Raw genomic sequence first — 23,122 nt, forward strand, 5'->3', positions numbered from 1 at the left:
ATTCCATACATGCTATAATGGAGCATAGGTGCATAAGGCTTTTTATGGGTGGTGGCTCACTCCCTTTTTGTTTTTCATTTTTATAGAAGGGGGGTGGTGCCTTGATGATGAGTGTTTTTGAAACATTAACACTGATGATAGCGTTCGCTATGTTGATTATTGCGCTGCTGTCTTTTCATCAAAAGAAATAACCACCCCATAGCCTGACAAGCAAATAGTGGTGGTTATTTTTCTTCACTAATGTGAGTCGCCCCCTTAAAGGGCTATGCACTAACCGTAGACGTTGGAGCGTCTGCGGTTTTTAATATGTTATGTCTTTTCTAGTTATATTATACCTGATCGCAGTTTTTTTAACAACTGACTTAATCATTAGCATTTTCATGGTTACAGTAGCAACAGCAATAGACATGGACTGCCGGGTGGAATATATTGTAGACTTTCATTGTTCTTTATTTCTTAACGACAGTATCTAAAAAGTCCATTTGCATTTTGAGATTTTCTTTTGCATATTTACTACCCTTTTTTTCGAATCCATGGGGAAGCTCCACAACATTTTTACTATAGATATTTAATTGATGTTTAACTCCTAGTTTTGTAAATTTAGCCTTTAAATCCTTCGCTTGATCGTTAAAAGTTTTTGTATTTCCATCAGACATAAAGGTAGGTGGGAAATGCTTGGTAACATGCTTAATGACATTGGATTGTTCTACGTCCTTATTACCTTCAAAAGTATTCACATTAAAGTACGCTCGTCCCATTATATTAAACCTATAATCAGATACGACACTATCCGTCTCATCAAATCGGGAAGGGTCATATAAACCGGAGTTAAATACTACAGCCTTAATATCTGAGGCGCTCAAAACTGGTTGTATCTCCATCTCATCTGCATAATCGGAGTTTGTTTGGATATTAACAAATTGGCCAGCTAATTGAGCCCCAGCACTTTGCCCCGCTATTACAACATTATTCATGTTCAAATCATACTTTTCAACATTTTGTTTTAGAAATGACACTGCTGCAGAGACTTGCTTCAAAGGTATCGGATAATTATATTCTGGCGCAAAGGTGTAATTTATTGCAATAACATTATATCCTCTGTCTAGAACTTTCTGTATATACGCTATAACTCCTGAATCATCTCCGTTCTGACCGTCTCCTGTTTTATCACCCCAAATATAGCCACCACCATGAATAAGAATAAATGTCGGCGCTGTATCAGGATTATGAACGGTTTGATAAATATCTAAATAACTATTGGGATATTTATCATCATAAAGAATATCATTGATGTAGATATTTCCATCGTCTAAGACAGTTTCTTTTGATTCCTCGGCGTTATATGAGTTTGTTATGCCCTTACTTGATTGTAAGCTTGAAACAAGTGGACGTGGGCTAATTTGATTAATGAGCAAAAACACCATTAATACTGTTCCTAAAATAGTAATTAATATAACTATAATCATCTTCCATTTGCCAAGTATAGACCGGAATTTGAAAGGTTTTTGATAGAATGAAGATTTCAAAACAAAAGCAAACATGAAAAGAAATGTTATTAAGTGTAATAAATTACTAAGTATAGCAAAGCCATAAACTTGATCCCTTATCCAAACCAATTCGCTAATAATAGCAAAAACTGCAAGCATCAACAATAACTTAGTAGAGGGATTCACTTTAAGACGACCCTTCTTATAATGAACTCCAACACCGACAAGCACTAACGAATAGAATATTATTAAGGTAATTCCCATATGTAATTGGGCTTTTATTAAGAATAAATTCAATATTGTTAATATACAAAGAGCAAAAGCTCCCATGTATGATAACAAGACACTACTTTTCAACAACGGTTACCTCCTGACTTCAGAGATCCAACTCTTGGGTGCTCTTTAGACTTTTACCTCGTCTAGCACAAATTTAATCTTGATATAATGACGTAATGTTTTACCATACTGTAACCATTTTTCCCTTCCTATTGATATTCATAACTTAAATTCATTTGGAATAAACATACTGTCTACCAAAATGTCGAAATATTTCTTGCGATCATGTTACGCTAGAGAAAATAGGGACTGTAGTGGGATGCGATAAGTCATTCTATAGGTAAAAGTATTATAAATGTAGAGAGGCGTAGTATCGATTGGATACTACGCCTCTCTATATTTACTGAATAATCAACATGAGTCAAATTCAACATCATTTATCACGTGGAAACCATCGGCATAATCTATAGTTGGAGCATTTCCTTCTAGATAGCGTTTGGTAAAATAATCGACACGAATAGGAAAACCATTAGATTGATAAATGGTATCATTTCTTCTAGCATGATCAAAAATAAATACATAGTTAACAGTCAACCCGCAACCCCCAGCAACCTCAGCATCAATCCTAGGTAATACCCCATCTTGTAATTCGATGGATAATAATTTCTGTTGTGCTTCTTTGGTAATATGAATCATCATTACATTGTCCTCCTTCAACAACGTAATTAAACCGATTTTGTAAAACGTAAGACTGGTTTCCTTGCTGCCTTTGTCTCGTCTAATCTACCAACCATTGTTGTATGGGGAGCATCTAATACGATATCGGGATCTTCTTCCACCTCATTTGCAATTTGTATCATCGAATCTGCAAAAGCATCTAAAGTTTCTTTTGTTTCCGTTTCTGTCGGTTCGATCATTAAACATTCCTCCACATTAAGTGGAAAATAAATAGTCGGAGGATGATAACCGAAATCTAGCAAACGTTTGGCAATATCAAGTGTTCTGACTCCAAGCTTTTTCTGTTTTGCGCCTGATAAGACAAACTCGTGCTTGCAAAATTGTGCATATGGTGACTCGTAGTGTGTCTCTAACCGTTTTTTTAGATAATTGGCATGAAGTACAGCAGATTCTGATACTTGCCGCAGTCCTTCAGATCCCATTGTACGAATATACGTGTATGCACGAACAAGAATTCCAAAGTTTCCATAATACCCTTTTACCCTTCCGATGGATAATGGTTCATCATCATTCAATATATAGTTGTCTTCATCTTTTTTGATACGGGGGACAGGTAAAAAAGGAATGAGTTCTTTTGTTACGCCGACAGGACCTGCTCCTGGACCTCCGCCACCATGTGGGGTGGTGAAGGTTTTATGCAGATTTAAATGGACAATATCAAAGCCCATTTTTCCTGGTGTAGTCTTACCTAAAATGGCATTGGCGTTCGCTCCATCATAGTAGAGAAGGCCACCTGCTTCATGAACGACTTCGGCGATTTCTACTATATCTTTTTCAAAGAGACCAAGTGTATTAGGATTGGTTAACATTAATGCTGCTGTGTCTTGATTGACGTGTTTCTTTAAAGCTTCCAAATCGACTAATCCATTTTCATTTGAAGGGATAGTTACCGTATCAAAGCCCGCTACAGTAGCACTAGCTGGATTGGTACCGTGAGCAGTGTCTGGTACAAGTACTTTTGATCTATTTTCACCATTTTGTTGATGGTAATTTTTCGCTATCATCAAGCCGGTCCATTCCCCTTGGGCTCCTGCTGAGGGCTGTAATGTGACAGCATCCATTCCAGAAATAGCCGCTAAATCTTCTTGTAACTCATACAATAACTGAAGTGCTCCTTGCACGGTTTCTTTTGGTTGATATGGGTGAAGACGGCTAAAACCTTCCAACCGAGCAACATCTTCATTAATTTTCGGATTGTATTTCATCGTACAGGAACCGAGCGGATAGAAACCATTATCGACACCATAATTTTGATGAGAAAGTGCCGTATAGTGACGAACAAGCTGAAGCTCTGAAACTTCCGGAAGTTCTGCAGGTGTCTCACGAAGTAAATGTTTCGGAAACTTTTCTTCTAAATCGATTGGATCAACATCACTTTCTGGAAGATCAGCGCCTGTTCGACCTGGTTGACTAATCTCAAAGATCAATTGATTATATTTCGCCATTTACAATCCCTCCAATATGGACACGAATTGATCGATTTCTTCCTTTGTTCGTTGTTCTGTAACGGCGATGAGCATTTGATTATTCATCCCGTAATCTATGCTTAAATCCAATCCGCCGATGGTGCCGATATCGAATAACTTGCGGTTGGCTTCACTAACAGATACAGGTAACGTAACAACGAATTCATTAAAGAAAGGAGATTGATTTCTTATGCTGAATCCTTTTTCAGCAAGTTTTCTTGCCATATAGTCTGCTTTTTCTATATTTAACTTTGCCATCTGGCGAATGCCTTGTTTACCGAGGGCAGACATAAAGACTGAAGAAGCGAGCGCATTTAGTGCTTGATTAGAACAAATATTGGAGGATGCTTTTTCACGGCGAATGTGTTGTTCGCGTGTTTGTAAGGTTAAGGTGAAGCCACGATTATCCTGTGAATCTGTCGTTTGTCCGACGATACGACCAGGAATTTTACGCATTAATTTTTTTTTTACAGCAAAATAACCACAATGTGGACCGCCAAATGACATAGGAATACCAAATGGTTGCATATCACCAACGACAATATCGGCACCAAGTTTGCCTGGTGGTTGCAATATCGCTAAAGCTAAAGGATTCGCACTAACGATCAACAGTGCACCGTTTTCTTGGGCAATTTTCTTTATTTCGTGTAAATCCTCAACAGAACCAAAAAAGTTGGGATATTGGACGATAATCGCAGCTGTTTGATCATCTGTTTTTTCCTGCATGTCTCGGATACTTGTGATGTCAGTGGTTAAATTGATTTCTTCTACTTGATATCCTGGTCCAGTAGCAGCCGTTTTTAGAATGGCTCGAGATTCTGGATGGATTGCTTTAGAGACAATCACTTTGGATTGTTTGGTTGAAGATACAGCAAGTGCTGCCGCTTCCGCAACAGAAGTAAAGCCATCGTACATAGAGGAATTGGCAACATCCATTCCTGTTAGTTCGCAAACCATTGTTTGAAATTCAAAGATTGCTTGTAATTCACCTTGACTAATTTCAGGTTGATAGGGGGTATAGGCGGTATAAAATTCAGACCTACCAATCATGTGGCTGACTACGCTCGGAATAAAGTGATCATAGGTGCCTGCCCCAAGAAACAATGGATATTGATTGGCGTTGATGTTTTGCGAGGATAGTTGTTGCATTTTCTTGAGTAGATCAGGTTCAGGCAAAGCTTTTGGAATCGCTAACTCTTCTGTTAATCTAATGTTAGAAGGGAGATCGGCAAACAAGTCATCGATGGAATGAATGTTTAAAAAATCTAACATATCTTGTTGGTCTTGCTTTGTATCAGGAAGATATCGAAAGGTGAAAGTCATGTTAATCCTCTCCTTCGTTGATAAAATGGTGTGTGGACTACAACGGCATCGATCAATTTGTTACGAACTTTCACTTTCAATTTTGTACCTTTTTCGGCGTATGGTAGTTGAACCAATGCAAGACCAAGAGGTTTCTTTAAAGTAGGAGAATGAGTACCTGATGTAACAAATCCGATCTCTTCTTCTGTTGACGTAAATACTTTATAGCCATGTCGCGGAATTCCTTTCCCGATTATTTCTAACCCTACTAGCTTCCTTGTAGGTCCATTTTCTTTTTCTTTCGCAAGTGTTGGTTTGCCGATAAAGTCACTCCTTTTTTGTGTCTTAACCGTAAAACCAATACCAGCCTCAATTGGAGTAATCGAAGAGGTTAGCTCTTGACCATATAAGGCTAAAGTTGCTTCAAAACGAAGCGTATCCCTTGCCCCAAGACCACATGGCTGTGGACCTTCTTCTAGAGATAACAACTCTTGCCATAGTTTTGCGGCCTGATTACTAGCTAGATAGATTTCGAAACCATCTTCACCTGTATACCCAGTACGCGAGATCAAAACATCGTTAATGCCGGCAACCTTCACATTTTGAATAAAACGGAACGTACCTATTTTGTTTAAATCTACGTCAGTTAATTGTTGCAAGATCTGCAATGCGTTTGGGCCTTGGATAGCAAGTTGTGCGACTTGATCAGAAATATTGGTAACAGAAACATCTCCTGTTGCATGCTTTTTGATCCACTCAAAGTCTTTATCGGTGTTAGCAGCATTGACAACGAGGAAGAATGTCTGATGATCTAACTTATAAACTAGCAAATCATCTATAGTACCACCGTTTTCATAACACATAGCCGTATATTGCGCTTGATTTTCTTTCATTTTAGTGATTTCATTTGTCATCATGTAGTTAACAAAACTTTCCGCATCTTCTCCTTCGATCAGTATTTCCCCCATATGAGAAACATCAAAGAGTCCTGCCTTATTTCGAACAGCATGATGTTCATCGATAATACTGGAGAAGTGTACTGGTAAAGCCCATCCGCCAAAATCAATGACTTTCGCTCCGTAATTTTCATATGTTGAAAAAAGAGGAGTTTGTTTTAAATCGCTCGCATCACTCATACGTTGTACCACCTCCGATAGTATTTTGGGATTTTAGTGAACATAAAAAAACAGAGAAGGGTAGTGTTAACTTTTGCCCCTTCTCTGTCCGTTTACCTGAGAGTTTCGCTCTTAAAAAGCTTCCCCTTTGGTGGCGTATCTGTACGCGCTCTCCAGAGATTCGTCCTATTATGGTACTTTAACCTGAGAGATTGGTTCATAAGGGTTTTTTATGAACTTGCTCCTTCGGTGGTAATGAAATACGCTCTCCCATAATAATCATCCGATTCGTATTTAGTTGTATAATATGTTATGGTGATTTTCTTTTTAAATCTATTTGAGTGTTATATTTTCTAACAGGATTTCTTCGAGGTGTATTATAGCTTGAAATTTCACGGTATATTCTAATAATATGCGAATTAGTGCTTTCGTATACACATTTTTTTAGATGATTCATTCGTGAAAGTCCTAGAAGTCTTCCAACATTTTTGGCACATAATTACTTCCGTCAAAGATAAAGGTAGCTAAAATATAATTTTTTGGGTAGAGGATCATTCTGAAAGTACAGGTAAAATACTATAGGATTAAATTTTATTTCCTTCACAGTATTAGATAAGATTTAACAAGGAAACAGGCAAATAGCAGCAGATACTATCGTTTATAAGTGTCTGTCCCTTATCATTCCATCCCTTATAGTCTCTATCTATCAACAATAGATTTCGTAGAGTCCCTCAATAAAAACTCAGGTTTTAGTATCACTTCTCTATGCTTATTTGATGAAGAGTTATTTTTAATACGATCTATCAGCAATTGTGTCCCAATATAACCAAAATCATATGCAGGTTGCATTACTACTGTTAGAAATGGATTAATTGCCGAATTTGGGTCCAGATCATCAAAACAAACGACAGATATCTCGTCAGGAACGTTTATATTTAGAGCATGCAGTGCTTTAACCATATCTATAGCGATGGAATTATTACTAGCAAATAAAGCTGTTGGGCGTTTGTTTTTTGGTAAATTTAATAATTTCATGACTATATGTTCCGCATCGTTATTACGATTATAATGTAGCTCATACATTAGTTCCTCATTCACTGTAAGCCCTAATAATTGGTGAACCTCTTTATAAGCTTCTTTCCGAGCTATGGCAGTAAATACATTGTTTGGACCGTTTATTAAAGCTATTCTTTTATGTCCACATTCAAATAGGTGATTTAAAAGCAATTTAGTTCCTGCATAATTATCACCCAGAACTTTATCAACTTTCGTTTTTGGTATATCGCGATCTACAAGTACGAAGGGAATTTTGTGTTTATTGAACAATTTAATGTGTTTGGATGAAGAGTTATTAGCAGGTGAAAATAAAACACCATCTGCCCCTGTAGAAATAATGACGTTTATATACTCTTTTTCTTTTTCGATATTTTCGTCAGTGTTACAAAGCATTAATTGATAGCCCAGTTCTCTTGCTTTATCTTCAGCTCCTCTGGCTAGTTTAGTGAAAAAAGGGTTAGCAATATCTGAAATGAGTAAAGTTAATAGTTTTGATTCTTTTAAAGTAAGTGATCTAGCGGATGAGTTTGGAATGTATTCGAGTTCATCTATAGCTTTATTTACCTTCTCGCGGATTGCTTCACTAGTATTACCTGTATTATTTATTACTCTTGAAACCGTCATTGGTGATACATTTGCTAATTTTGCAATGTCATATATCGTTACCATAATAGAATATTCACTCCTTAAGAATAAATATATTTTAACTTACTATAAAAATATTACTGAAAAATAAATTTTTGTTATTTTTGTGTTACCGGTAACATACAATGTATAAAAAATTAATATCTTATGTTATAAAACGACCTGGTGAAATTACAAAAAATCATACTAGGAACATGTGCAACACTTTATAAGAAACAATTTGGAAACGCATTCAATACGAAAGGAGGGATAACTGATGAGTATTAAATCACGTTCATCTACTCCAAGATTTTAATTTTAGGAGGTGGGAAATTTGTACTAAGTGTAAGAATTGTCGCTGTGCATAATTAAAAAAAGGGGAGCATGTTATGTTAAAAACTAAAAAATTGTTTTTGCTGTTAGTACTTCTACTTGCGTTCAATATAGTTCTTATAGGTTGTAATAGTGAAACATCTTCTAATTCTGAATCGGGAAATGACACGGAAGGAAACAATGATGGTGATAGCAACGAGATAGAGGAGGAAGCAGAGGAGGAGAAGACGTTTGAGTTGAACTTCTCAACTGCAAGTGTACCTAACGATGCTCATACAGAAGGATTAAATGTATTAAAAGAGTCTATTGAAGAAAAAACAGATGGACAGATCAAAGTCAATATACATCACTCCGGATCTTTGTATACACAGGAAAATGAAGCGGATGCCCTTATAAGAGGTAATTTGGAAATGGCTTATACAGGAGCTGAATGGCTGGCTGAGGAACTACCATTCCTATCCATGTTTACAGCTGCTTATCTGTATAAAGACTATGATCATATGACAAGTGTTTTGAATGGAGAAATCGGCGAAGATATTTTTGATCAAGTTGCCGAGGAGTTAGGTATTCGCCCATTAGGCGCATTTTATCTAGGCACAAGACAAATTAACTATCGAGATGTAGGCAAAGAAATTAGAACTCCAGAAGATATGAAAGGTCTTACTTTAAGAATGCCTGGTAGTCCAACTTGGCTGTTTGTTGGTGAGGCAATGGGGGCTAATCCTACGCCTGTTGATTTTTCAGAATTATATATGGCACTCAATACAGGGACAGTAGATGCTCAAGATAATCCACTTCCGACTGTTAAGAGTGCATCATTTTATGAAGTAACTGACTATGTTTCATTAACTAATCATATCATAGCATCTGTTTGGCCTACGATTAACGAGGATGTGTGGCAAGAAATGGGGGAAGAGTTGCAAGAGAAAATACTGGAAGCAGTTGAAGAGGCTCGTGAATTTGTAGATCAAACTAACTTAGATACGGAAAAAGAAGTGATTGACTTTCTTGAAGCTGAAGGTATAGAAATTATTGAGCCGGATGTTGAAGCGTTTAGTGAACATGTTCAACAGCAATATTTAGATAGTGAGGATATGTCTTCAACATGGGATATGGATTTATATAATCGCATCAAAGAAATGGCAGAATAAGTTTAATTATTGGGAAGCTTACTCAAATAAAAGTTTCCCAATAATTAGGAGGTACCAAGATGAGCAATATTAAAAAGGTTGCAGAATTCCTTCGTAATTGTATAGAAATATATATTCCAACTATTACGCTGTCAATCATGTTGATTGCATTTATCATTCAAATCTTCACCAGATATATATTAAACGATCCGGTGACTTGGACATATGAAGTAACAACAATAGGTTTTATATGGACCATCTTGCTTGGATCTTCTTTTGCGAGAAAAACAGCTGAGCATGTTGATTTTGGTGTGATTTATGATCTGTTTAATGAAAGATGGAAAAGACTCTCTAGAATTTTTGTGAATGTACTATTAGTTGTGTTATTGGGGGTCTTAATTGTACCTGTTTATGAATATCTTGAATTTCAATCTACACAATATTCACATGTGTTAAGAATTCCTATGAATCTAGCCTATGCTCCATTTTTAATATTGATCATTTCCATATTCATCTATTCATTTGTAGAAATCGTAAAAGATATTCAAAGTATGATACGGAATACGAAGCAACATTATTTGAAATAGGAGGTGAGCTTTATGGATAGCATATTTCTCTTAACCTTAGTTGTTTTTATAATAAGTTTTATCCTCAAAATGCCTGTAGCTATAGGGATGATCATAAGCTCTGTCTTTTACTTTCTTGCTAATGGTCGAGATGTTAGCCAAGTATCAGAGATAATGCTCACAAACCTGGAAAGTTCATATGTCATTTTGGTAGTTCCCCTATTTATTTTAGCTGCAAATGTTATGAATTCAGGCTCGGTGACAGATCGAATATTCACATTCGCTAATTCTTTGGTAGGAAGGTATAAGGGTGGTTTAGGTCATGTGAATGTTGTGGCTTCTTGTATCTTCTCTGGTATGACCGGTTCTGCCATTGCAGATGCAGCTGGACTTGGAAAAATGGAAATAGAAACAATGAGAAAAAAGGGGTATGATGGTGGCTTCAGTGCCGCAATAACAGCAGCTTCTTCGACGATCGGTCCAATATTCCCACCAAGTGTTCCTTTAGTCATTTATGCAATGTTATCCGGTGCTTCAATAGGTGCTTTATTTCTAGCAGGAATTATACCAGGTTTACTCATAGGATTAGCACTAATGATATATATTATGTTCATTGCTAGAATAAGAAACTTTCCAGCGGGAGATCGCCCAAAATTCAAACAATTTTTAATCGATTCTTTCAGGGCTTTACCAGCATTGTTAACTCCCTTAATTATTTTATTAGGTATTTATAGTGGGGTTATGACTCCTACTGAGGCTGGGGCAGTTGCTGTTCTATATGCAATTCTAATTTCTTTATTTTTATATCGCTCCATGGGCTTCAAAAAACTCCTAGAAGTTCTTGCTGATACTGTGAAGACTTCTGGCAGTATTGGTTTGATAGCTGGAGCAGCATTTTGTTTTTCTTATATTGTTGCTTACGAACAAGTGCCAGCAATAATTGCTGATTTTATTCTTGCTTATACGGATAACGTTATAATTTTCCTTTTAATTATTAATATATTTTTCTTAATCATGGGAATGTTTATAGATACGATGATTATGACATTGGTGTTTATTCCAGTAGTATTGCCGTTAGTGGAGCAATTGGGAATTGACCCCGTTCATTTTGGTGTTGTAATCGTCCTTAACATGATGATTGGATTATCAACTCCACCTTTTGGGATGCTACTTTTTGTGGTGTCCGGTATCTCTGGAATTAAGCTAAATATCATTATGAAAGAAATTTTCCCTATGATTCTTGTAATGTTAGCTGTACTTGGAATAGTGACTTATATACCACAAATTTCAACGTTTTTACCAAATCTGCTTGGATATTAGAATGAAAAGGAGAGATTTAATGAATAGTGACATTACTAATGGTGTGTGGCCAACAATGATAACCCCCTTTACAAATGAAAATGAAGTTGACTACCAAGGATTAGAACGATTAATAGAATGGTATATGCAGCGTAAGGTTAATGGATTGTTTGCAGTTTGCCAATCTAGTGAAGTATTTTATTTATCTTTAAATGAAAGGCTGGAACTAGCAAAGTTTATTGTTGATAAGGTAGATGGTCGGATTCCAGTAATTGCAGGTAGTAATATTTCTCCGAGTATTCCAGACCAAATAGAAGAGATAAAAGCAATGGCACAAACTGGTATCACTGCCACAGTATTATTGGCAAATCGTTTAGCATCATCAAATGACACTGAACAGGTGTGGAAAGAGAATTTAAGTAGGATTCTTGATGAAATTCCTCAGATTAAGTTTGGTCTATATGAGTGCCCATATCCTTACCATCGATTGATATCTGCCAAAACATTACAATGGGTAGCAAAAACGAATCGATTTCTGTTTATCAAAGAAACAAGTTGTGATCTAGATACGATTAAATCAAAGTTAGATGCAGTTGAACATAGTGATTTGAAAATCTTTAACGCTAATTCGGCAACATTAATGAAATCACTAGAATTAGGTGTTTCTGGGTATAGTGGAATTATGGCGAATATTCATCCGGAACTATATGTCTGGTTGGTAGAAAATTGGTCAAAAGACTCAGAAAAAGCTAAAGAACTGCAGTATTTTCTAAGTGTAGCTGCGGTATTTGAAAATCAGCTCTATCCGAATAATGCAAAGTATTATCTTAACTTAGAAGGACTTAATTTAGCTGACAAAAGTCGTGTTCATTTTAATAAAAATTTAAAACCTTCACATAGAATTGAGATTGAACATTTGAGAAGTTTAACGAAAGAGTATATTAATAGATTGAAAAATGTTTGAGTGTAACAATCAGACATTTGGAATAGTAGATTAAAAATGCACTTAGAATTGCATGTAGCTTAAATGATAAAAGTGTTACTCCAAATAGATCTCCCAATAAACATTATTTCATTTTTGATAAGAAGGTGTGAAGAAAGGTTTGGAACTTAGGGAAGGGAGATGTAAAGATGAAAAGAGTAACGATTCGATGTGCAATGACTATTTTATTGTCATCTTTATTCTTAATCGGACAAGGAACAGACATCATTAATGCAGAGGAAATGGATGTTGCCAGTACTCCTATGCTAGAGCGAATTCAATACAATAATTCAGATCTTGTTGTTGATTTAGGAATTGGGGCTTGGTCGCATCCTTTACCAATGGATTATGACGATGACGGTGATTTAGACCTATTAGTATCAGGAATTGATAAGCCTTATCATGGTCTGTATTTTTTTGAAAACGTAAGTGGTGATGTAAAACATCCCATTTTCAAAGAGGCAGTACGAGTAAGTCATGGATTAGATAATGTTACGATTTCCTATAATGGAAATGAACCAATTGTGACAACCCCTGGTAGAATTTATCCAAATGTAAAGGAAACGGGTCTTTATCCAAGCGAACCTATTCCTTTTGAAGGAGAAGTCCATCCTACGGACACGTTTCTTCGCGGAGAACAATGGAGCTTTGTAGACTATAACGGCAATGGTGTACTAGATTTAATTGTTGGAGTAGGAGACTGGGATGATTACGGATGGGATAATGCTTTTAATGAAAACGGTGAATGGACAAATGGTCCGTTACATGGATACGTTTATTATATTGAGAACCTAGGAACTAACGAAACTCCAAATTATAGTGAACCGGTGAAAATAGAAGCAGGCAGTAATCCAATTGATGTTTATGGAAAACCATCGCCTGTTGTAACTGATTTTAATGGTAATGGAAAGTTAGATATTATTACTGGTGAACATTTAGATAAATTAACGTTCTTTGAAAATATAGGTACTAGAACCGAACCAGTTTATGCAGAAGGAAAATACCTAGAAAATAATAATGGTACCATAACGATGGATCTACAAATGCTTGTCGTTTCTGCTATTGATTGGACAAAAAATGGCCATATGGATTTGATCGTCGGACAGGAAGATGGAAGAGTTGCATTAATTGAAAATACAGGAGAAGTTGTCAATGGGATGCCTGTATTTGAGGAACCATACTTTTTTCAGCAACATGCAAATAATTTGAAAATTGGTATATTAGCGACACCTGATAGTTTTGACTGGGATGGAGATGGAATTGAAGACTTAATTGTAGGTGACTCAGCTGGACGAATTAGTTTTGTTAAGAATCTTGATGGTGGGTTAAATCCAACATGGGCAGCACCTCAATATTTAGAAGCTGATGGTGAAGAGATTCGTCGACAAGCAGGTGAAAGCGGCTCTATTCAGGGACCCGCAGAAGCAAAATGGGGATACACTGTCGTGAAAGTAGTGGATTGGAATCATGATAGCCTTCCTGATATTATTGCTAACGATATATGGGGGAAAGTTCACTGGTATGAGAATGTGGGCACTCTTACCGATCCTGTATTAACCGCAGCTCAACCTATTGAAGTAGAGTGGGAAGGAAGTCCACCGAAACCAGAATGGAATTGGTGGGATCCTGAAGGGGATAGTTTGGTAACACAGTGGAGAACAACGCCTTATGTGATTGATTTAAATGAAGATGGATTAAATGACTTAGTAATGCTTGACCATGAAGGATATTTAGCATTCTTTGAAAGACAAGAGATAGACGGTGAATGGAAGTTATTACCTGGAGAGCGAATTTTTATTGGAGAAGAAGGGTCATCAAAATTTGATCGACATGGTAATCCTACTATGGCAGCAAAGGGTCCTATGCAAATGAACTATGAAGAATTTGGGCCAAGTGGACGAAGAAAGTTTACATTTGTGGACTGGAATGATGACGGTAAGTTGGACTTAATTGTTAATGGACGTCCAAATGTCAGACTGCTACTTAATGTAGGAACAGAAAAGGAACCATTCCTTTATAGAGATATGGGAAATATTACGGAAGGTGTTTTAGCAGGCCACACAACTTCTCCGACAATTGTGGATTGGAATGATAATGGTTTACCAGATCTTTTAATTGGTGCAGAAGATGGTCATATGTATTACCTCGAGAATAACTATACAGAGGAATTAACAGAGCCAAGAGAGCCTACTCCAGAAGGTGAAATTAATGATTTAATTGGGCATTGGTCTTTTAATGAAGGCACTGATGATATTGCAAATGATAATTCGGGATATGACAACTATGGTGTTATTAAAGGCGCATCGTGGATAGAAGATGGCTATGAAGGAAGTGCTCTTCAATTTAATGGATTTAACAATTATGTTGATCTCGAACATACCGTTGGTCCATATCTGGATGGGGCATCTAGTATTACTGTTGAAGGATGGGTAAAACTAAATTCTCTTGAATCGTCGGGAATGAAAATATTTGGTACTAGGATTGATGGTGGTAGAGCAGGTATGGAGATCACAGTCCGAGGCAATCTAAATACGATTCAAGTTGCTGGAAGAAGTCAATCCGCTGATGCCTTCAATAAACATCAATACTCACTAGACCAGTTCAATTTTGGTGAATGGAATCATATTGAAGCAACATTAGACTTTAAAAATGATGAGATAAGAATGTTAATTAATGACGAGGAACAGACGCCTATTCCGGGTACAACAATCAACTTTGGAAGTGATACGTATGTTCGCGGAACCACTTCTGAGCCTGACTCCATTGGTAGAAGTCCTAATGAGACAGAATATTTTAATGGAATGCTTGATGATATTAAAATCTACCGAACTACTTCTGAAGAAGACGATGATGATTCCCAACCACCAAGAGAGTCACAACCTGAAGGAGAATTGCATGATTTAGTCGGACATTGGTTATTTAATGAGGGAAGTGGCAATAATGCCAGTGATCAATCTGGTTATGAAAATTATGGAGTAATCCATGGTACTACTTGGGTGCCAGGCATTGAAGAAAATGCATTGCTATTTGATGGAGTTAATGATTATGTAGATTTGGAACATACCGTTAGTCCATATTTAGACGGCGCAAGTGGTGTTACGTTTGCTAGTTGGGTGAAAATGGATTCTATTAGATCTACTGGCATGCGGATTTTTGGAACAAGAATTGATGGTGGCCGTGCTGGAGTGGAGTTAACTGTAAGAGGAAATCGAAATTCAATTCAAATGTCCGGTAGAAGTCAATCCACTGATGCCTACAACAAGTATGAATATTCTCTTGACCCGTTTATGGTTGGAGAGTGGAATCATGTTGTAGGTGTAATGGATTATGAAAATAATGATATCAGGCTATATATTAATGGCCAAGAACAAACACCACGTGAAGGTTCTGTTGATTTTGGCAGTGACACTTATAAAAGAAAAACAACGAATGAACGAGATTCAATCGGAAGAAGTCCGAATGGAACGGAATACTTTAAAGGTACCTTAGATGATATCAGGGTGTATAGAACATCCCTTTCATCTGAGGAAGTGTTAGATCTTTATCAAGAGCATGCAGTAGATGTTGATCAAGTTATACTAACTTCTGAACATACTAATATAAACCCTGGGGAAACCGTGCCTATTAGTTTAACTGGGAAAATGACCGATGGAACAGACGCGACATTTGATGATATGGAGATAGAGTATGTAACAACGAATCCTTCCTTTATTTCTATCAGTGATAACGGAGAACTCACCTTGTCGGAAAATTTAAATGATGTCCGATCTTTTGAAGTATGGGCTAATGTTACGTTTAATGAAAAGACTGTTACTTCAAATTCATTAGAAATAGCTGTCAATCCTACAATTCCGGTAATCATACAAACACTAGAATTTTATTATAAAGATACAGAAGTACTTAGTCATCCACTATATAAGCAAATGGTTGAGCAATTGAAACAGGCGAAACATCATTATGATACAGATCGTAATACACAAGGTATTAAACATATGGAGGATTTTGTGAAGCATCTCAACAATGAGGCAATGGATCAATTTATAACAGAGGAAGCAAGGGTCATTCTCAATAATGACGCCCAATCCATTATAGAAAATTGGTCGGACTAAAGATCAGTTATTAATAGAACTCCTGCATTAAGGTCATGAATGAAGAACAGATTCATCACCATAGACCAAATTGGATGGATACAGAATCCGTCACATTTGTTTGAACTTCTAAATATAAGACTTTTCACAGAGCATTCTCGTTTGGGAGTGCTTCTTTTTTTATATATCTACTTGTCCGATAAGCTTAAAAAATCGTTAAAATACTTCTGCTATCTCTGTATATTATTAAAAAAGGTTTTGTAAGTATATTTTGGAATTTAATTAATATCTCCAGACATATTAAATATAGCTCAAAATACCGACGCAATTTTATCATACAGGGAAAGTTGAATTTGAGGATCTTTTATTTGATTCGCAATCGTGTACGCAAGAGGTGATTTGGTAATTAAGAAAAAAACATGTAGTTTGCCTTTAGCAGAATTAAGTTTTGAGGAAAGTAACGATATGATATAATAATGTGGTTTTAGCCCGGAGGGACGGTACACCCGTCCCTCCAAACCTACAATTATTTGTTTTTAAAAAAGTACATCGTTAAAGGACCAAATATCACAATTAACGCAATCGATATATAGATGACGATCATGATATCACCATTCGCCCCGGTACCATGGATAAGAGTACGGACGGCATCGACTACAAACGTTATCGGATTAATATCAACAAACTTTTGTAACCAATTAGGCATTGTTGAAGGATCAACAAATACACTACTTAAAAAAGTTAGCGGAAATAAAAACATCATACTAATTCCCATTAATGCTTTTTCAGAACGTACGATAATCCCAAGCATTGTCCAGATCCATGATAAACTAAATGAGAACAAGAGAAGAATGGCAACTCCCATGATGACGCCGCTAAAACCAGCTTCTGGCCTAAATCCTAATATATATCCGAGTGTCACCATGATAGTCGAGGCAATTAAGTATCTTAATGTGTCTACAAGTAAGGCGCCAACCAATACAGCAGGTTGCCATATCGGTAGAGAGCGGAAACGATCAAATACACCTTTTTCGATATCTTTATTCAAATCAAGTCCTGTATACATTGTGATCATGGAAACGGTCATTACTAAAATACCTGGCAGCACGAAATTCAAATATTCTCCTGTAGAACCAGAAATCGCTCCACCAAACAAATAAGTAAACATTAATAAAAAGATAATCGGAAAGACCGTCACGTCAAAAAGCTGTTCTGGAACATAACGAATCCGTAATAAGGCCCGCCATGCGAAAGTAGCAGACGCTTGGATTGCTGTTGGACTTTTTGGCCGGGTTCGGTTTGTTAATACTTCTTCAATGGTGGACGGTTTATTCATTTTTAGAGTCCCCTCCTTCCTGATCTAGTACATTACCTGTTAAGGTTAAGAACACTTCATCAAGACTTGGCTGGCTCATGGAAAAATCTTTGATTTGTACATTAGTATTCGCTAATTCACCAATTGCTTTTGCTGCTTTTGCATGTTCCTTGATCATAACGGTCAACGAAATATCTTGTTCATTTATGTCAGGTTTCTGTTCGAACTGTGAAATAAAGATATTCTGTGCTTTTTCCAATTCATTGATATCATCGAAGTGAACGGTTAGGCTACCTGCACCGATGGAGGATTTTAATTCTTTACTGGTACCTTCTGCAATCAACCTTCCTTGGTCGATTACCCCTATTAAATCGGCTAATTGATCTGCTTCTTCTAAATATTGTGTGGTTAAGAAAACGGTAGTTCCATTTTTGACGAGTGCTCTAACGATGTCCCATACTTGGTTTCTGCTTCTTGGGTCTAGTCCTGTGGTCGGTTCATCAAGGAAAAGTAATTCTGGGGAGGTAACGATACTAGCTGCAATGTCGATACGTCTGCGCATGCCGCCTGAGTATTTTTTCACTTGGCGTTTGGCAGCATCTTTTAATTGGAAGGCTTCTAATAATTCGTCTGCTCTTTGTTTCGCTTGTTTTCTGCTATAACCTACTAATCTACCGATAAAAATAAGATTTTCTCTGCCGGAAAGTTCCTCATCGACCGAAGCAAATTGTCCGGTTAAACTGATGGAATGTCTCACTTTATCAGCTTCTTGCGTGAGATCATATCCCATCACTTTAGCATGACCTTCATTTGGTTTTAACAAGGTTGCCAGCATGCGAATCGTTGTGGTCTTTCCTGCGCCATTCGGACCAAGAAACCCATAGACGATACCCTTTGGCACTCTAAGACTAATGCCATCCACAGCACGTTCCTTACCGAAAATTTTCACTAAATCGGTTGCTTCTACCGCATATGTACTCATTCGGCACATCACACCTTTCTTCCATTATTTCATCTCATCTATCAAAGTATAGCATATTGGTGTTTGTTTATAGTAAAGAAATCAAGGGGTGTTACACTATTTGCATATTGTATAAAATTATTCTATAAAATTATTGAAAACGAATACATTTTATATTATAATCGATTCATCGAAACGTTTCACTACAAATAAAATCTATTAAATAGAAGATTATTAATTATTTCTTCTTTTTTTAATCGCTTTCATCGAAACGTTTCACCAATTAATTGCAGGAGTGAGTATTATGGTAACCATTAAAGAAGTGGCAAAAAAGGCAAATGTAGCGGTATCAACAGCTTCTTATGCCTTAAACGGAATAAAAAAAGTTAGTCCAGAAACAAAAGAAAAAGTTGTACAAGCAGCTAGAGAGCTTAATTATAGAAAAAATGGATTTGCCAGCGATCTTAAAAGAAATTCGACTAAAACATTGGCCTTAATATTAAGTGACTTGTCAGGTCCTTTCTATTCAGAGTTGATTAGAGGGGTGCAAGATGTAGCAACAGATCATGGGTATGATTTAATCGCATGCAGTGCTATCGGTGGTGAAAATTCAACAGCTGCAAAGTTTTTGACAGAACATCGTGTCGATGGCTGTATCGTCCTGGCACATAATATCACAGATGAGATGTTAAAAAATGTGGCACATCATAATTTTCCAATTATATTGTTGGATAGGGAAATAGAAGTAGATTCGACAGTACATGTAAGAGTGAATAATAAAAAAGGTGGATTCAAAGCAACAGAATACTTAATCCAAAATGGTCATACTGACATTGCTTTTGTTAGTGGTCCATCCAATTCATATGATAACAAAATGCGCTTTGCGGGATACCAAGAAGCATTACAAGCTTACAACATAGAACTTCAAAATAAGTGGATTGTGTCTGGTAATTTCACTAGAGAAGGTGGAGAAAGCGCCGCAAATATATTAGCTGCACAAGATCAAGTTCCTACAGCTATTTTCTTTGCAAATGATGAGATGGCTGTAGGGGGAATGGAAGCTTTTCAAAAACGAGGAATTAGTATCCCTAATGATATTTCCATTATCGGCTTTGATGATATTTTAGAAGCAAAATATGTATATCCGAAATTAACAACAATCCGGCAACCCAAGTATGAAATGGGAGCATCAGCGACACACATAATTTTTCAAATGCTTAAAAATGAGGAAGTGAATCCAACTTTTGAGTTGCATACTGATTTAATCATTAGAGAATCTGTTAAAAAACTTTAATCCTTTACTTCATTAAAGGAGGTGAGGACATCAATAAGCTCGGATTCTTTGACAAGATCTAAATCCTAAAAGAGGAGTGTAAAGAATGAAAAATAAAGTAGCTTTATTTATAGGTTTGATTGCTGTAGTTCTGTTATTAATGGCTGGTTGTTCAAGTGGAGATGATGAAAACACTATTAAAGTTTGGACGATGAACAATTCAATGGAAGATTTTGTGACAAAGTATGAGGAAGAAAATGATGTATCTGTGGAAGTACAAGTTATTCCTTGGGGAGAAGTAAAAGATAAGTTTTTAACGGCAATTGCATCAGGTGAAGGTCCAGATGTGGTTCAAGTAGGTACTACAGGGGTGCCGGAATACGCCGATGCGGGGATGTTTATGGATTTATCAGACTATATAAGTGAATATGAAAATTTCAATCCTGACAACTTCTATGAAGGTGCAATTGGTACAACCGAATATGAAGGAGAAACGATAGGGGTTCCATTTCACGTAGATACTAGAGTCTTGTTTTATAGAACAGACATATTAGCAGATGTTGGTTATCCAGAAGGACCTAAAAACTGGGATGAGATGGTAGATGCTTCTAGACAGTTAGCTGAACGTGGCGATGATCAGTACGCGATTGATCTTCCTAGAGATGATCCTCAATATCCATTTATGCTCGCTTGGCAACATGGTTGGAACTATAACGAGGATGAAGGTGCTAGTAATTTTGAAGATCCTAAATTTTTGGAAGCGATGTCAAAGTATGAAACGTTTTATCAAGAAGGATTGTCGCAGTTAGAAGAAGGTAAAGAGTTAGTTCAGGCCTTTAGTGACGGGTCTAAGCCAATGTTTTTCAGTGGTCCATGGGATATTAAAACAATCATTGATGGCGCGCCTGAAATTGAAGATCAATGGGATGTTCGTGTTATGCCAGAGCAGGACACAAACCGCTCTATGATTGGTGGCTCTCACTTTGGAGTGTTCCATAACTCAGAAAAGGTCGAGCAATCCTTAGATTTTATTAACTGGTTAGCTGATGCAGATACACAGTTAGAGTGGTACAAAGATGTAAATGAGTTACCAGCTAATTTAGAAGCTTGGGAGGATCCAATTCTAGCAGATGACCCTAAGTTTAGTGTGTTTGGCGAACAACTCGAGTCAACAGAAGTATTACCGATGATAACGGAATATACAGAAATGAGTGAAGAATTACTAAACTATATGGAAGAAGTATATAGAGGTGGCGCAGATTTAGAGTCTACTTTAGAAGATTACCGAACAAAAGTAACTGATATTCTGTCTGAATAAAAAACATATAAATAGGGTGCATCTGACTAGGTTTGCACCCTACATTGCTTGAAGGCAGGTGGAAAAAAGATGACTAGATGGAAATATAAATTGATGCCACTATTTTTTATTGGCCCAGCAGTTTTGTTACTAATGGTATTTTCTTTTGCGCCTATATTTCTCTCGTTAGGAATTAGTTTTACCGATCTAACCTTAATTGGTTTAGCAGATTGGTCTAAAATCAACTTCATTGGAATTGAAAATTTCGTTAAATTGTTTAAAGATAAAGTATTTCTTGAATCCATATTTAATACTTTTTTCTATGTCCTCATAGGTGTTCCATTGGCAGTTTCTAGTTCATTAGTTATTGCTTTATTATTATCAATGGTAGGAAAGTGGTTATCTTCCACTTTTAGATTGATTTTCTATATGCCTTCCGTAACGAATATAGTAGCAATTGCAGTAGTTTGGGGCTTTTTATATAACCAGCAATATGGCTTGTTTAATTATTTGCTATCGCTTATCAATATTCAGTCCATACCATGGTTAGAAGACCCCTTAGTCGCGAAATTCTCATTAATCATTTTAGCTATCTGGAAAAGTAATGGTGTAAGCATGCTGATTTTTTTAGCTGCTTTACAATCTATCCCTAAAGTGTACTATGAGGCAGCGGATATTGATGGAGCAAATCGTTGGCAGAAGTTCTTCAAAATAACATTACCATCCATGAGCTTTGCCACCTTTTTTGTAACTGTAACAACAGTAATTGGATGGCTTCAGTTCTTTGAAGAACCGTTTGTAATGACAGATGGTGGTCCATTAAATGGTACAAACTCCATGGCGTTATATATCTACCAAAGAGGTTTTGAATATAACGATTTTGGTTATGCAGCAGCAGCATCATTTGTATTGTTTATCATTGTCATTGTTGCGACTATTGTTCAATTCAGATTTAGAAAAAAAGACCAGACATTGTGAGGTGTGATTAATGGAAGCTAAGAGTAAATTGGAAAAGTTTATTGTTACACTTTTACTCGTCTTAGGTGGTATTTCAGTCTCTTTACCATTTATATGGATGATATTAAGTTCTTTTAAAACGGAGAGAGAAGTTTTGCAGATACCGCCAACATTATTTCCTCAAAATCCAACTTTTCAAAATTATTTGGAGTTATTCCAAAGTCTAAATTTTGATGTGTATTTAAGAAATACCTTGATTATCGTATTTTTTTCAATGATAGGCTTGTTACTAAATACTATGGCTGGATATGGTTTTGGGAAGTTCGAATTTAGAGGGAAAGAAATTTGGTTTATGGTAGTACTCGTTACCATGATGCTGCCAGGACAAATAACAATGATCCCAACCTATTTAATTCTTAACGAAATGGGCTTAACGAATACGATGACTGGAATAGTATTACCAGGATTAATCGTTGCCTTTAATATATTTTTAATCAGACAATTTATGGTTACAGTACCAGATGATTTGATTGAGGCAGCTCGACTAGATGGTGCAGGAGAAATATATATTTTCTTTAAATTGATTATTCCATTAGCGAAACCAATTTTATCAGTACAAGTGATACTAACATTTATCGCATCATGGAATAGTTTTTTGTGGCCATTAATTATTGCAAACGATCAAAGATTATACACATTGTCAGTAGGGTTATCGTTATTACAAGATCAATATGCTACAAACTATGGATTGCAAATGGCTGGTTCGGCTATTATGGTAATTCCAATTCTCATCATTTTTATGATTTTCCAAAAATATCTAGTCGAAGGTTTTAACGTATCGGGAATAAAGTAAAAAA

18 protein-coding genes and 2 riboswitches are annotated in these 23,122 nt (G+C 36.4%); of the genes, 10 read left to right on the plus strand and 8 right to left on the minus strand.

The window, feature by feature from the left end:
* Positions 1 to 104: 104 nt before the first annotated feature.
* A complete protein-coding gene (locus tag GI584_RS23980; protein ID WP_228552407.1) occupies positions 105 to 191 on the plus strand; it encodes a putative holin-like toxin in 87 nt (28 codons plus the stop codon).
* A 258-nt stretch (positions 192 to 449) separates the two neighbouring features.
* Here GI584_RS23980 and GI584_RS05840 read toward each other — a convergent pair whose 3' ends face one another.
* The 6 genes from GI584_RS05840 to GI584_RS05865 form a co-directional block, all read right to left on the minus strand.
* The gene (locus GI584_RS05840) at positions 450 to 1,844 is read right to left on the minus strand and encodes an alpha/beta hydrolase (RefSeq protein WP_153790586.1); all 1,395 of its coding nucleotides are present in this window, start codon (positions 1,842 to 1,844) and stop codon (positions 450 to 452) included.
* Between the two features lie 330 nt (positions 1,845 to 2,174).
* Positions 2,175 to 2,462: an iron-sulfur cluster biosynthesis family protein gene (locus GI584_RS05845; protein ID WP_228552351.1), complete on the minus strand. Its 288-nt coding sequence runs from the start codon at positions 2,460 to 2,462 to the stop codon at positions 2,175 to 2,177.
* 26 nt (positions 2,463 to 2,488) lie between these two features.
* Complete coding sequence (gcvPB, locus tag GI584_RS05850; RefSeq protein WP_153790587.1) at positions 2,489 to 3,946, minus strand: aminomethyl-transferring glycine dehydrogenase subunit GcvPB; 1,458 nt, start codon at positions 3,944 to 3,946, stop codon at positions 2,489 to 2,491.
* Positions 3,947 to 5,290 (minus strand): aminomethyl-transferring glycine dehydrogenase subunit GcvPA, encoded by a 1,344-nt coding sequence (gcvPA, locus tag GI584_RS05855; RefSeq protein ID WP_153790588.1) that lies wholly within the window; start codon positions 5,288 to 5,290, stop codon positions 3,947 to 3,949.
* Positions 5,287 to 6,405, minus strand: a complete 1,119-nt coding sequence (gene gcvT, locus GI584_RS05860; RefSeq protein WP_153790589.1) for a glycine cleavage system aminomethyltransferase GcvT — start codon at positions 6,403 to 6,405, stop codon at positions 5,287 to 5,289. The genes gcvPA and gcvT overlap by 4 nt, the downstream gene beginning before the upstream one ends.
* Positions 6,406 to 6,486: 81 nt before the next feature.
* Positions 6,487 to 6,564, minus strand: a riboswitch (glycine riboswitch).
* Positions 6,565 to 6,566: 2 nt separating this feature from the next.
* Positions 6,567 to 6,667: riboswitch (glycine riboswitch) on the minus strand.
* Between the two features lie 416 nt (positions 6,668 to 7,083).
* Positions 7,084 to 8,109 carry a LacI family DNA-binding transcriptional regulator gene (locus GI584_RS05865; protein WP_100361581.1) on the minus strand — a complete coding sequence of 342 codons (1,026 nt, stop codon included), beginning with the start codon at positions 8,107 to 8,109 and terminating at the stop codon, positions 7,084 to 7,086.
* Positions 8,110 to 8,453: 344 nt separating this feature from the next.
* Here GI584_RS05865 and GI584_RS05870 point away from each other — a divergent pair, with 344 nt between their 5' ends.
* The 5 genes from GI584_RS05870 (at position 8,454) to GI584_RS05890 (ending at position 16,483) form a co-directional block, all read left to right on the plus strand.
* On the plus strand, positions 8,454 to 9,548 hold the full coding sequence (locus GI584_RS05870; RefSeq protein ID WP_100361580.1) for a sialic acid TRAP transporter substrate-binding protein SiaP: 1,095 nt from the start codon (positions 8,454 to 8,456) through the stop codon (positions 9,546 to 9,548).
* 59 nt (positions 9,549 to 9,607) lie between these two features.
* Positions 9,608 to 10,114: a TRAP transporter small permease gene (locus tag GI584_RS05875; RefSeq protein ID WP_100361579.1), complete on the plus strand. Its 507-nt coding sequence runs from the start codon at positions 9,608 to 9,610 to the stop codon at positions 10,112 to 10,114.
* Positions 10,115 to 10,126: 12 nt separating this feature from the next.
* A complete protein-coding gene (locus GI584_RS05880) occupies positions 10,127 to 11,413 on the plus strand; it encodes a TRAP transporter large permease (RefSeq protein ID WP_100361578.1) in 1,287 nt (428 codons plus the stop codon).
* Between the two features lie 19 nt (positions 11,414 to 11,432).
* Positions 11,433 to 12,356, plus strand: coding sequence for a dihydrodipicolinate synthase family protein (locus GI584_RS05885; protein WP_153790590.1), 924 nt, complete (start codon positions 11,433 to 11,435; stop codon positions 12,354 to 12,356).
* Positions 12,357 to 12,523: 167 nt separating this feature from the next.
* On the plus strand, positions 12,524 to 16,483 hold the full coding sequence (locus GI584_RS05890; protein ID WP_153790591.1) for a LamG-like jellyroll fold domain-containing protein: 3,960 nt from the start codon (positions 12,524 to 12,526) through the stop codon (positions 16,481 to 16,483).
* Positions 16,484 to 16,988: 505 nt separating this feature from the next.
* On the opposite strand, the gene GI584_RS05895 is transcribed toward GI584_RS05890, so the two are convergent.
* The gene (locus tag GI584_RS05895; RefSeq protein WP_100361575.1) at positions 16,989 to 17,798 is read right to left on the minus strand and encodes an ABC transporter permease; all 810 of its coding nucleotides are present in this window, start codon (positions 17,796 to 17,798) and stop codon (positions 16,989 to 16,991) included.
* Complete coding sequence (locus tag GI584_RS05900; RefSeq protein ID WP_153790592.1) at positions 17,791 to 18,759, minus strand: ATP-binding cassette domain-containing protein; 969 nt, start codon at positions 18,757 to 18,759, stop codon at positions 17,791 to 17,793. Before GI584_RS05900 ends, GI584_RS05895 begins: the two co-directional genes overlap by 8 nt.
* A gap of 283 nt (positions 18,760 to 19,042) precedes the next feature.
* On the opposite strand from GI584_RS05900, the gene GI584_RS05905 reads away from it, so the two are divergent.
* From GI584_RS05905 to GI584_RS05920, 4 genes are all read left to right on the plus strand, one after another.
* Positions 19,043 to 20,032 (plus strand): LacI family DNA-binding transcriptional regulator, encoded by a 990-nt coding sequence (locus GI584_RS05905; RefSeq protein ID WP_153790593.1) that lies wholly within the window; start codon positions 19,043 to 19,045, stop codon positions 20,030 to 20,032.
* Positions 20,033 to 20,117: 85 nt separating this feature from the next.
* Entirely contained in the window at positions 20,118 to 21,329 is a 1,212-nt protein-coding gene (locus tag GI584_RS05910; protein ID WP_100361572.1) for a sugar ABC transporter substrate-binding protein, read from the plus strand.
* A 69-nt stretch (positions 21,330 to 21,398) separates the two neighbouring features.
* On the plus strand, positions 21,399 to 22,286 hold the full coding sequence (locus GI584_RS05915; protein WP_153790594.1) for a carbohydrate ABC transporter permease: 888 nt from the start codon (positions 21,399 to 21,401) through the stop codon (positions 22,284 to 22,286).
* 10 nt (positions 22,287 to 22,296) lie between these two features.
* Positions 22,297 to 23,118, plus strand: a complete 822-nt coding sequence (locus GI584_RS05920) for a carbohydrate ABC transporter permease (protein WP_100361570.1) — start codon at positions 22,297 to 22,299, stop codon at positions 23,116 to 23,118.
* Positions 23,119 to 23,122: the final 4 nt, after the last annotated feature.

This window comes from Gracilibacillus salitolerans, from assembly GCF_009650095.1.
Lineage (GTDB): Bacteria > Bacillota > Bacilli > Bacillales > Amphibacillaceae > Gracilibacillus > Gracilibacillus salitolerans.